General features: G+C 74.5%; 8 protein-coding genes and 1 riboswitch. Of the genes, 7 read left to right on the plus strand and 1 reads right to left on the minus strand.

Features of this window, described 5'->3' with window-relative positions:
• Positions 1-33 precede the first annotated feature (33 nt).
• Positions 34-176, plus strand: a riboswitch (cobalamin riboswitch).
• Positions 177-306: 130 nt separating this feature from the next.
• Genes HCJ93_RS04715 through cobI form a run of 7 tightly spaced genes read left to right on the plus strand, consistent with a single transcriptional unit; the run spans position 307 to position 11,151 of the window.
• Positions 307-1,248, plus strand: coding sequence for a cobalamin biosynthesis protein (locus HCJ93_RS04715; RefSeq protein WP_167991335.1), 942 nt, complete (start codon positions 307-309; stop codon positions 1,246-1,248).
• On the plus strand, positions 1,245-2,780 hold the full coding sequence (locus HCJ93_RS04720) for a cobyric acid synthase (RefSeq protein ID WP_167991337.1): 1,536 nt from the start codon (positions 1,245-1,247) through the stop codon (positions 2,778-2,780). Before HCJ93_RS04715 ends, HCJ93_RS04720 begins: the two co-directional genes overlap by 4 nt.
• Positions 2,777-6,430: a cobaltochelatase subunit CobN gene (gene cobN / locus HCJ93_RS04725; RefSeq protein ID WP_167991339.1), complete on the plus strand. Its 3,654-nt coding sequence runs from the start codon at positions 2,777-2,779 to the stop codon at positions 6,428-6,430. The genes HCJ93_RS04720 and cobN overlap by 4 nt, the downstream gene beginning before the upstream one ends.
• Positions 6,427-8,415, plus strand: coding sequence for a putative cobaltochelatase (locus tag HCJ93_RS04730; protein ID WP_167991341.1), 1,989 nt, complete (start codon positions 6,427-6,429; stop codon positions 8,413-8,415). The genes cobN and HCJ93_RS04730 overlap by 4 nt, the downstream gene beginning before the upstream one ends.
• Positions 8,415-9,014, plus strand: a complete 600-nt coding sequence (gene cobO / locus HCJ93_RS04735; RefSeq protein ID WP_167991342.1) for a cob(I)yrinic acid a,c-diamide adenosyltransferase — start codon at positions 8,415-8,417, stop codon at positions 9,012-9,014. Before HCJ93_RS04730 ends, cobO begins: the two co-directional genes overlap by 1 nt.
• On the plus strand, positions 9,008-10,423 hold the full coding sequence (locus HCJ93_RS04740) for a cobyrinic acid a,c-diamide synthase CobB (RefSeq protein ID WP_167991343.1): 1,416 nt from the start codon (positions 9,008-9,010) through the stop codon (positions 10,421-10,423). Before cobO ends, HCJ93_RS04740 begins: the two co-directional genes overlap by 7 nt.
• A complete protein-coding gene (gene cobI, locus HCJ93_RS04745) occupies positions 10,420-11,151 on the plus strand; it encodes a precorrin-2 C(20)-methyltransferase (RefSeq protein WP_206316890.1) in 732 nt (243 codons plus the stop codon). The genes HCJ93_RS04740 and cobI overlap by 4 nt, the downstream gene beginning before the upstream one ends.
• A 17-nt stretch (positions 11,152-11,168) precedes the next feature.
• On the opposite strand, the gene HCJ93_RS04750 is transcribed toward cobI, so the two are convergent.
• Positions 11,169-11,897, minus strand: a complete 729-nt coding sequence (locus HCJ93_RS04750) for a ZIP family metal transporter (protein WP_167991346.1) — start codon at positions 11,895-11,897, stop codon at positions 11,169-11,171.
• Between the last annotated feature and the right edge of the window lie 46 nt (positions 11,898-11,943).

Here is an 11,943-nt window from a genome sequence, read left to right on the forward strand (position 1 = left end):
CTTCAGCCCCGCAGGTCAACTGCAAGTTGACGGCCGTTCCGGGAGCGTGGTGGACTGCCGGAGCCAAGTGCGGCGGCACGAGAGGAAGCCGGTGGAAGTCCGGCGCGGTCCCGCCACTGTCACCGGGGTGAGCCACCCCGGGAGCCAGGAACTCTCACCGCCGGTCTCGTCGAACCAGGGCGCGGACACCCTGAGTGAGGACATACATCGCCATGCGCGGCTGCCTGTTGAGGTCGATCAGCGACGCACGGCCCCGAAGCGGGGCACCCCGGAGCATTCCCACCGGATCCGTCACCGGCTGAACCCATGGGTGCCGATCGCGTGTTCGCGTACGGCGCCGCCGCCGGCCTCCTCGGCGACCTGCTGCTCGGCGATCCCCGCCGCGGGCACCCGGTCGCCGCTTTCGGGCGGGCCGCGGCTGCCGTGGAACGTGTGCTGTGGCGTGACCATCGCGGCTGGGGCGCCGTGCACACCGCCGTCTGTGTCGGCGGGGCGGTCGCCCTCGGCGGCCTGGCCGCCCGCTGTGCACGCCGCTCCCCCGCCGCCTCCGTCGCCCTGACCGGCGTCGCCACCTGGGCCGTCGTCGGCGGCACCTCGCTGGCCCGGGAGGCCCGCACCATCGCCCGCGCCCTGCGGGACGGTGATGCGGATGCGGCCCGGGCACGGCTGCCGCATCTGTGCGGGCGGGACCCGCAGGCGCTGGACGCGGACGGCATCGCCCGCGCGGTGGTGGAGTCCGTCGCCGAGAACACCTCCGACGCGGTGGTCGGAGCCCTGGTGTGGGGAGCCGTCGGCGGGGTGCCGGGGCTGCTCGGCTTCCGCGCCGTCAACACCCTGGACGCCATGGTCGGCCACAAGTCGCCGCGCTACCGCCGCTACGGCTGGGCGTCCGCCCGTCTCGACGACCTGGCGGGCTGGCCCGGGGCACGGCTGACCGCCGCCCTGGCCGCGCTCGCCGGACCGGACCCGAAGGGCGCGCTGCGGGCCTGGCGGGCGGACGCCGCCAAGCATCCGAGCCCCAACGCGGGCCCCGTGGAGGCCTCGTTCGCGGGCGCGCTGGGGGTGCGGCTCGGCGGCACGCTGTCCTACGGCGGGCGGGTCGAGCACCGGCCGGTGCTCAACGGGCAGGGGCGCGCGGTGACCGTGCCCGACATCGAACGGGCGGTGCGGCTCTCCCGGAGGGTCGGCTGGCTCGCACTCGGCGCCGGCGCCGTGGCGCGCGGGCTTCTGAAGGGGCGGGGCGCATGAACGGTGGGGGTCTGCTGGTCGCCGGGACCACCTCGGACGCCGGCAAGAGCGTGGTGACCGCCGGGATCTGCCGCTGGCTGGTCCGTCAGGGCGTCAAGGTGGCGCCGTTCAAGGCGCAGAACATGTCGCTGAACTCGTTCGTGACCCGGGAGGGCGCCGAGATCGGCCGGGCGCAGGCCATGCAGGCGCAGGCCTGCCGCCTCGAGCCCACCGCGCTGATGAACCCGGTGCTGCTCAAGCCCGGCGGGGAGCGCAGCAGCCAGGTGGTGCTGCTCGGCAAGCCGGTCGGCGAACTGAGCGCCCGCGGCTACCACGGCGGACGCCGGCAGCGGCTGCTGGGCACGGTCCTGGACTGCCTTGCGCAGCTGCGGGGCACGTATGACGCGGTGATCTGCGAGGGGGCGGGCAGCCCGGCGGAGATCAATCTGCGCCGGACCGACATCGTGAACATGGGGATCGCACGGGGCGCGCGGCTCCCCGTGCTGGTCGTCGGCGACATCGACCGCGGCGGTGTCTTCGCCTCCTTCTTCGGCACCGTCGCCCTGCTCTCCCGCGAGGACCAGGAGCTGGTCGCCGGCTTCCTGGTGAACAAGTTCCGCGGCGACGTGTCGCTGCTCGAGCCCGGCCTGGAGATGCTGCACGGCCTCACCGGGCGGCGCACCTACGGGGTACTGCCGTTCCGGCACGGGCTCGGCATCGACGAGGAGGACGGTCTGCGGGTCTCGCTGCGCGGCGCGGTGCGCGAGTCCCAGGTCGCCGCGCCGGTCGGCGAGGACGTGCTGCGGGTCGCGGTGTGCGCCGTGCCGCTGATGTCCAACTTCACCGACGTGGACGCGCTCGCCGCCGAACCGGGCGTCGTGGTGCGGTTCGTGGACCGGCCCGAGGAGCTGGCGGACGCCGACCTGGTGGTGGTCCCCGGAACCCGCGGCACCGTGCGGGCCCTCGAGTGGCTGCGCGAACGGGGCCTGGCGGAGGCGCTCGTCCGCCGCGCGGCCGAGGGGCGTCCCGTGCTGGGCATCTGCGGCGGCTTCCAGGTCCTCGGCGAGCACATCGAGGACGAGGTGGAGAGCCGCCGAGGCCGGGTGCCCGGGCTCGGGATCCTGCCGGTCCGGGTGCGGTTCGCCCGCGAGAAGACCCTCACCCGGCCGTCCGGCAGGGCCCTCGGCGAGCACGTCGAGGGCTACGAGATCCACCACGGCGTCGCCGAGGTGCTCGGCGGGGAGACGTTCCTCTCCGACGACCGTGGACACAGCCTCGACGGCTGCCGGGTCGGGCAGACCTGGGGCACCCACTGGCACGGCTCACTGGAGTCGGACGGCTTCCGGCGGGCGTTCCTGCGCGAGGTGGCCGCCGCCGCGGGCCGCCGCTTCACCCCCGCCCCCGACACCTCCTTCGCCGGACTGCGCGAACAGCAGCTGGACCGGCTCGGCGACCTGATCGAACAGCACGCGGACACGGACGCGCTGTGGCGGCTCATCGAGTCCGGCGCGCCGCAAGGACTGCCCTTCATCCCACCGGGAGCGCCCGCATGAGCACTGTGTTGTTGTTGTCGACCGCCGACACCGATCTGCTGGCGGCGCGGGCCAGCGACGCCGCGTACCGGATCGGCAACCCGACCCGCGTGGACGTGACCGAGGAGCTGCCCGCGCTGCTGGACGGGGCGGACATCGCCGTGGTGCGGCTGCTCGGCGGCAAGCGGGCCTGGGAGGACGGGCTGGCCGCGGTGCGGGCCTCCGGCGTCCCGGCCGTGCTGCTCGGCGGGGAGGCGGTGCCCGACGCCGAGCTGATGACCGAGTCGACGGTGCCCGCCGGTGTGGTGGCCGAGGCGCTGCGCTATCTGGTCGAGGGCGGGCCGGAGAACCTCACCCAGCTGGCCCGCTTCCTGTCGGACACCGTGCTGCTGACCGGCGAGGGCTTCGACGGGCCGCGGCAGATGCCCGCCTTCGGCGTGCACGGCGAGCGCCCCCTGCTCGACGGCCGCCCCACCGTCGGCGTGCTCTTCTACCGGGCGCACGAGCTCAGCGGCAACACCGCCTTCGTCGACACCCTCTGCGACGCGATCGAGGCCCGCGGCGCCAACGCCCTCCCCGTGTACTGCGGTTCGCTGCGCGGCGCGGACCCGGAGCTGTACACGCTGCTGTCCAAGGCCGACGCGCTGGTCACCACCGTGCTCGCCGCCGGCGGCACCCACGCCTCACAGGCGTCGGCCGGCGGCGACGAGGAGACCTGGGACATCGGCGCCCTCGCCGACCTGAACGTCCCCGTGCTGCAAGGGCTGTGCCTGACCGCCCCGCGGGCCGCCTGGGAGGAGTCGGACGCCGCCCTGTCCCCCATGGACGCCGCGATGCAGGTCGCCATCCCGGAGTTCGACGGGCGGCTGATCACCGTGCCGTTCTCCTTCAAGGAGCAGGGCCCGGACGGGGTACCGGTGTACGTCGCCGACCCGGAGCGGGCCGCGCGGGTCGCCGGGATCGCCGTGCGCCACGCGGCGCTCCGGCACAAGCCGAACGCCGAGAAGAAGCTGGCGCTGGTCTTCACCGCCTACCCGACCAAGCACTCCCGGGTCGGCAACGCGGTCGGCCTGGACACCCCCGCCTCGGCCGTACGCGTCCTGGACGCGCTCCGCGAGGCCGGCTACTCGCTCACCGACTACCCGTCCGGCGGCGACGAGCTGATCCACCGGCTGATCGAGGCCGGCGGGCACGACGTGGAGTGGCTCACCGAGGAGCAGCTGGCCGCCGCGCCCGCACGGGTGCCGCTGGCCGACTACCGGGCCTGGTTCGACAAGCTCGACCCGGAACTGCGGGAGGCGATGACCGAGGCATGGGGCGAACCGCCGGGCTCGCTCTATGTCGACGGCGACGACATCGTGCTGGCGTCCCTGCAGTTCGGGAACGTGGTGGTGATGATCCAGCCGCCGCGCGGCTTCGGGGAGAACCCCGTCGCGATCTACCACGACCCCGACATGCCGCCCTCCCACCACTATCTGGCCGCCTACCGCTGGCTGGAGCACACCTTCGGCGTCGACGCCGTCGTGCACATGGGCAAGCACGGCACCATGGAGTGGCTGCCCGGCAAGGGCCTCGGCCTCGGCGCGGGCTGCGCCCCGGACGCGGTGCTCGGCGACCTGCCGCTGGTCTACCCGTTCATCGTCAACGACCCCGGCGAGGGCACCCAGGCCAAGCGCCGCGGGCACGCCACCGTGGTGGACCACCTGGTCCCGCCGATGGCCCGCGCCGACACCTACGGCGACCTGGCCAAGCTGGAGCAGCTGCTCGACGAGTACGCGCTGGTCTGCGACCTGGACCCGGCGAAGGCACCGGCGGTGCGGGCGCAGATCTGGACCCTGGTCAAGGCCGCCGAGCTCCACCACGACCTGCGGGTGGACGAACAGCCGGACGACGACGCGTTCGACGAGTTCGTCATGCACATCGACGGCTACCTCTGCGAGATCAAGGACGTGCAGATCAGGGACGGCCTGCACGTCCTGGGCGGCGGCCCGGTCGGTGAGCCGCGCGTCAACCTGGTCCTCGCCGTGCTGCGCGCCTCCCAGGTGTGGGGCGGGCGGGCCGGCGCTCTGCCCGGCCTGCGGGCCGCGCTCGCCGAGCACTTCGGGCTCGTGGAGAAGGAGCTGCTGGCCGAGCCGGGCGCCCCGCTGAAGGTGCCGGCGGAGCTGACGGATCTGGTCGAGGGCCCGTCCCGCACGGCCGCCGACGCGATCGACCTGCTGGAGCAGCTGTGTCGCAGGATCGCCGGGGGCATGGAGGAGCGCGGCTGGGCGGCCGAGCGGGCGCCGGGCCTGGTGCGCGAGGTGCTGGGCACGGAACTGCCGGACGCGGTGGCCGTGCTGGAGTTCGCGTGCACGGAGGTCGTACCGAGGCTGGCGCGCACCACGGACGAGATCGGCCACATCCTGCGGGCGCTGGACGGCGGCTACGTCCCGGCGGGACCCTCCGGCTCCCCCACCCGCGGTCTGGTGAACGTCCTTCCGACCGGCCGCAACTTCTACTCCGTCGACCCCAAGGCCATCCCCTCCCGGCTGAGCTGGGAGGTCGGGCAGTCGCTCGCCGACTCGCTGGTCCAGCGCTATCTGCGGGACACCGGTGCGTACCCGAGGTCCGTCGGCCTCACGGTGTGGGGCACCTCCGCGATGCGCACCCAGGGCGACGACATCGCCGAGATCCTGGCGCTCCTCGGCTGCCGCCCGGTGTGGGACGACGCCTCGAGACGGGTCACCGGCTTCGAGATCGTGCCGCTCGAGGAGCTGGGCCGGCCGCGCATCGACGTCACGGTCCGCATCTCCGGCTTCTTCCGGGACGCCTTCCCGCACGTGGTCGGGCTGATCGACGACGCGGTGCGCGCGGTGGCCGAGCTGGACGAGCCCGCCGAGTCCAACTACGTGCGGGCGCACGTGGAGGAGGACACCGCCGCCCACGGCGACCGGCGGCGCGCGACGTCCCGCATCTTCGGCTCCAAGCCGGGCGCCTACGGGGCGGGCCTGCTGCCGCTGATCGACGCCCGCAACTGGCGCAGCGACGCGGACCTCGCCGAGGTGTACGCGGTGTGGGGCGGCTACGCCTACGGCCGCGGGCTCGACGGGCGGGCGGCACGCGGCGACATGGAGACGGCGTTCCGGCGGATCGCGGTGGCCGCGAAGAACGTCGACACGCGTGAGCACGACCTCGTCGACGCGGACGACTACTTCCAGTACCACGGCGGGATGGTCGCCATGGTGCGCCATCTGACCGGGGCCGGCCCGGAGGCGTACGTCGGCGACTCGGCCACGCCGGACCAGGTGAGGACCCGGACGCTGGGCGAGGAGACGCACCGCGTGTTCCGGGCGCGGGTGGTCAACCCGCGCTGGATGGCGGCGATGAGGCGGCACGGCTACAAGGGCGCCTTCGAGATGGCGGCCACCGTGGACTACCTCTTCGGCTACGACGCCACGGCCGGGGTCGTGGACGACTGGATGTACGAGCGGCTCGCGTCCGAGTACGTCTTCGCCCCGGAGAACCGGGACTTCATGAAGAAGTCCAACCCGTGGGCGCTCAGGGGCATCACCGAGCGGCTGCTGGAGGCCGCCGACCGGGGGCTGTGGGCGGAGCCGGACGCGGAGACGCTTCAGCGGCTGCGCGCCACCTATCTGGAGCTGGAAGGCGATCTGGAGGGCGACGACAAGTGACCACTCCCTTTCCGTTCACGGCCGTCGTCGGCCAGGACGATCTGCGGCTCGCACTGCTGCTGAACGCCGTCTCCCCGGCGGTCGGCGGTGTGCTGGTGCGCGGCGAGAAGGGCACCGCCAAGTCGACGGCGGTGCGGGCCCTTTCGGCGCTGCTGCCCGAGGTCGCCGTGGTGCCGGGCTGCCGGTTCTCCTGCGATCCCGCCGCACCCGACCCCGGGTGCCCGGACGGGCCGCACGAGACCGGCGGCGGCACGACGCGGCCCGCGCGCATGGTGGAGCTGCCGGTGGGCGCCTCCGAGGACCGGCTGGTCGGCGCGCTGGACATCGAGCGGGCGCTGGCGGAGGGCGTGAAGGCCTTCGAGCCGGGTCTGCTGGCCGAGGCACATCGCGGGATCCTCTACGTCGACGAGGTCAATCTCCTCCACGACCACCTGGTGGACCTGCTGCTCGACGCCGCCGCGATGGGTGCCTCGTACGTCGAGCGCGAGGGTGTCTCCGTACGGCATGCGGCGCGGTTCCTGCTGGTCGGGACCATGAACCCGGAGGAGGGCGAGCTCAGGCCACAGCTCCTCGACCGTTTCGGGCTGACCGTGGAGGTCGCGGCCTCACGGGAGCCGGAGACCAGGGTGGAGGTCGTGCGGCGGCGCCTCGCCTACGACGCCGACCCGGCGGGCTTCGCCGCGCGATGGGCCGACGAGGAGGCCGCCGTGCGGCAACGCGTCGTCGCCGCACGGCAGTTGCTGCCACGGGTGCGGCTCGGTGACGGGGCGCTGCGGCAGATCGCGGCGACCTGCGCGGCCTTCGAGGTGGACGGCATGCGCGCCGACATCGTGATGGCGCGGACGGCGACCGCGCTGGCGGCGTGGGCCGGGCGGACGGACGTGCTGGCGGAGGACGTGCGGCAGGCGGCGCTGCTGGCGCTGCCGCACCGCCGGCGGCGCAATCCGTTCGACGCGCCGGGCCTGGACGAGGACAAGCTCGACCGGACGCTGGAGGAGTTCTCCGGCGACGACGATCCCGGCCCCGACGGGGACGGGGACGGTCCGGGTGGCGGCGGGCAGCCGGAGCCGGACGAGGGTCCTGCCGCCGGGGGCGGCGGGGCCAGGCCAGAGGAGCCCGGCGAGGACGGGGAGCCGCAGGCCTCGGGTGCCCGGGAGCAGTCCCCGGTACGGGCCGCGGAGCCGTTCCGCACCAAGGTGTTCAGCGTGCCCGGTATCGGTCGGGGTGCCGCGGGGCGGCGTTCCCGGGCGCGGACCGAGCACGGGCGGACCATGGGCGCCCAGCGGCCGCGGGGCGCACTGACCAGGCTGCATCTGGCCGCCACCGTGCAGGCCGCCGCACCGCACCAGCGGGCGCGGGGCCGGTCGGGGCGGGGTCTGGTGGTGCGCCGGGACGATCTGCGGCAGGCGCGGCGCGAGGGGCGCGAATCCAACCTGGTGCTGTTCGTGGTGGACGCCTCCGGGTCGATGGCGGCGCGGCAGCGGATGAGCGCCGTGAAGGGTGCCGTGCTGTCGCTGCTGCTCGACGCCTACCAGCGGCGGGACAAGGTGGGGCTGGTGACCTTCCGGGGGACGGGTGCCGAGGTGGCGCTGCCGCCCACCTCGTCCGTGGACGCGGCGGCGGCCCGCCTCGAGTCGCTGCCCACGGGCGGGCGCACCCCGCTGGCGGCCGGGCTGCTGCGTGCGCACGAGGTGCTGCGGGTGGAGCGGCTGCGGGACCCGGCGCGCCGCCCGCTCCTCGTGGTGGTGACCGACGGGCGCGCCACCGGTGGTCCGGAGCCGGTCGCGCTGGCCGGCCGGGCCGCGCGGCTGTTCGCGGCGGACCAGGTCGCCTCCGTGGTCGTGGACTGCGAGTCGGGCCCGGTGCGGCTGGGGCTCGCCGGGCAGCTGGCCGGTGAGCTGGGCGGCAGCGCGGTGACGCTGGACGAGCTGCGCGCCGACTCGATCGCCGGGCTGGTCGAGGACGTACGAAGGAGGGCCGCGTAGTGCCGCAGGGACAGCCGAGTGTGGTGCCGGACGACGGGCTGACGACCCGTCAGCGGCGGCACCGTCCGCTGGTGATCGTGCACACGGGCATCGGGAAGGGCAAGTCCACCGCCGCCTTCGGGCTGGCGCTGCGCGCCTGGAACCAGGGGTGGCCGATCGGGGTGTTCCAGTTCGTCAAGTCGGCGAAGTGGAAGGTCGGCGAGGAGCGGGCGCTGCGGGTGCTCGGGGACTCCGGCGAGGGCGGGACCGTCGCCTGGCACAAGATGGGCGAGGGCTGGTCCTGGGTGCAGCGCGACGCGCAGCTGGACAACGCGGGGAAGGCCCGCGAGGGCTGGGAGCAGGTCAAGCGGGACCTGGCCGCCGAGACGTACCGGCTGTACGTGCTCGACGAGTTCGCCTACCCGATGCACTGGGGGTGGGTGGACACCGACGAGGTCGTGGAGGTGCTCCGCAGCCGTCCGGGCACGCAGCATGTCGTGATCACGGGGCGGAACGCGCCGGAGAAGCTGGTCGCCTGCGCGGATCTGGTGACGGACATGTCGAAGGTCAAGCACCCCATGGACGCCGGGCAGAAGGGGCAGAGGGGCATCGAGTGGTGACGTCCCCCGCCCGTGTCCCCCGGCTGGTGATCGCCGCGCCGTCGTCCGGCAGCGGCAAGACGACCGTGGCCACCGGGCTGATGGCCGCGCTCACCGCGCGGGGGCTGACCGTGTCCCCGCACAAGGTGGGGCCGGACTACATCGACCCCGGGTACCACGCGCTCGCCACCGGGCGGGCGGGGCGGAATCTCGACGCGTACCTGTGCGGTGCTGAGCTGATCGCGCCGCTGTTCCTGCACGGGGCGCGGGGGTGCGACATCGCGGTGGTCGAGGGCGTGATGGGGCTGTACGACGGTGCGGCCGGGGAGGGTGAGCTGGCGTCCACGGCACAGGTGGCGAAGCTGCTGGGGGCGCCGGTGGTGCTGGTGGTCGACGCGTCGGCGCAGTCGCGGTCGGTGGCGGCGCTGGTGCACGGGTTCGTGAGCTGGGATCCAGAGGTGCGGGTCGGGGGCGTGATCCTGAACAAGGTGGCCTCGGACCGGCACGAGGCGTTGCTGCGGGAGGCGCTGGAGCCGGTGGGGGTACCGGTGCTGGGTGCCGTGCGGCGGGCTGAGCGGGTGAGTGCGCCGTCGAGGCATCTGGGGCTGGTTCCGGTCGCCGAGCGGGGGCGACTGGCGGTCGAGGCGGTGGCGGCGATGGCTTCGCAGGTGGCCGAGGGGTGTGACCTGGCCGCGTTGGAGTCGCTCGCCCGGAGTGCCGGTGCCGTACCGGGGGGCGCCGCCCCCTGGACGCCCGCCGTGTCCGCCCGCCACCCGGATCGGTCGGCTGACGAGGGTGACCCGTCCCGCTCGGAGGCCGCTTCCGGGCGGCCCGTCGTTGCCGTGGCCGGCGGGGCGGCGTTCACGTTCTCGTATGCGGAGCACGCGGAGCTGCTGGCCGCGGCCGGGGCCGAGGTGGTGACGTTCGATCCGCTGCGGGACGAGGAACTGCCCGCCGGGACGCGCGGGCTGGTGATCGGGGGCGGGTTTCCCGAGGTGTACGCCGCCGAGCTGTCGGCGAACGAGCGGCTGCGCGCGGCCGTCGCCGGGCTGGCGGAGAGCGGCGCGCCCGTCGCCGCCGAGTGCGCGGGGCTGCTGTATCTGTGCCGGGAGCTGGACGGGTTGCCGCTGTGCGGGGTGCTGGACGCCTCGGCGCGGATGAGCGAGCGGCTCACCCTGGGCTACCGGGACGCGGTGGCCGTCGCGGACAGTTGTCTCGCCGCCGCCGGGACGCGGATGCGCGGGCACGAGTTCCACCGGACGGTGGTGGAGCCGGGGGCCGGGGGCGTGCCGGCCTGGGGTGTGCGGGCCCCGAAGCCACACGTCGAGGGGTTCGTACGGCGCGGGGTGCACGCGAGCTATCTGCACACGCACTGGGCGTCCGAGCCCGGTGTGGCCCGTCGGTTCGTCGAGAGGTGCCGGACGTCATGAGCAGCCGTCTGATCGGAGTCGGGGTCGGTCCCGGCGACCCGGAACTGGTGACCGTCAAGGGTGTGAACGCCCTGCGGGCCGCCGATGTGGTGGTGGTGCCGGTGATGGACACCGGCGAGCGGGGGCGGGCCGAGGCGACGGTGCTGCACTACGTGCCCGTGGAGAAGGTCGTCCGGGTGGTGTTCGCGCTGAACGAGCGGACCGACCGGGCACGGCGCGAGGCCGCCTGGGACGCGGCCGGTGAGCGGGTCGCCGGTCTGCTGCGCGAGCACCGCCGGGTGGCGTTCGCGACCATCGGGGACCCCAATGTGTACTCGACGTTCACCTATCTCGCGCAGACCGTCGCCGGCCTGGTGCCGGGCACGGTGGTGGAGACGGTGCCGGGGATCACCGCGATGCAGGACCTGGCCGCGCGGTCGGGTGCGGTGCTGACGGAGGGCACCGAGCCGCTGACGCTGGTGCCGGTGACCGCGGGGGCCGCGGTGCTCAAGGAGGCGCTGGCCGGGCCCGGGACGGTCGTGGCGTACAAGTTCGGGCGGCAGGCGGGCGAGGTCGCCGGGGCGCTGCGGGAGGCGGGGCGGCTGGCCGGTGCCGTGTGGGGTTCGGCGCTGGGGCTGCCGGAGGAGTCGGTGCGGCCGGCCGCCGAGCTGGACGGGTCGCCGCTGCCGTATCTGTCGACGCTGATCGCGCCGCCGCGGCGCGACGGCGGGCGGGGCGGGAAACTGTGAGCCGCCGCTGCCGCCGGTCAGTGGACCGTGCCCACCACCAGCCAGATGAACAGCACCCCGGCGACGGTGCACAGCAGCGTGGAACGGGCCGGGTGCGCGTGATGCGCCTCGGGGAGGATCTCGGCCGCCGCGAGGTAGAGCAGTGCGCCGCCGAACAGGCCGAGGTAGCCGCCGAGCAGCGGCTCGGGAATGGTGAAGAGCAGCGTGGAGGCGGCGCCGGCGACCGGTGCCACGGCGTCGGCGCCGAGCATCGCCAGGACCCGGCGGCGGGTGTTCCCGTACACGCTGGTGAGGGTGTACGTGTTGAAGCCGTCGGCGAAGTCGTGGGCGATCACGGCGACGGCGACGGCCGCGCCCATGCCTCCGCCCACCTGGAAGGCGGCGCCGATGGCCACGCCGTCCATGGCGCTGTGGCCCACCATCGCGGCGGCTGCCGTGAGGCCGACCTCGGGGCTGCGGCCGAGGGCCTCCTCGCCCCCGTGCGCGGCCTGACGCGGCACCAGCAGATGTTCCATCAGGTGGGCCAGCAGGAAGCCCGCGACGAAGAGGGCGAGCGCCGCCGGTACGCCGTACACCTCGGTGCCGGCGGCTTCCAGCGACTCGGGCAGGAGTTCCAGGCCCACCACGCCGAGCATCAGGCCGCCGGCCAGGCCCAGCACCAGGTGACGGCGGTCGGTGACACGGTGTGCCGCCCACCCGCCGGCCAGCGTCATCAGGAACGCGCCGAGCGCGACGAAGACCGCCATGTGCTCTTCGTATCCGATCGGCACCGGCTCGCGCACGTGTGACAGC

The sequence above is a fragment of the Streptomyces composti genome (genome assembly GCF_012034205.1).
In the GTDB taxonomy this organism is placed as follows: domain Bacteria; phylum Actinomycetota; class Actinomycetes; order Streptomycetales; family Streptomycetaceae; genus Streptomyces; species Streptomyces composti.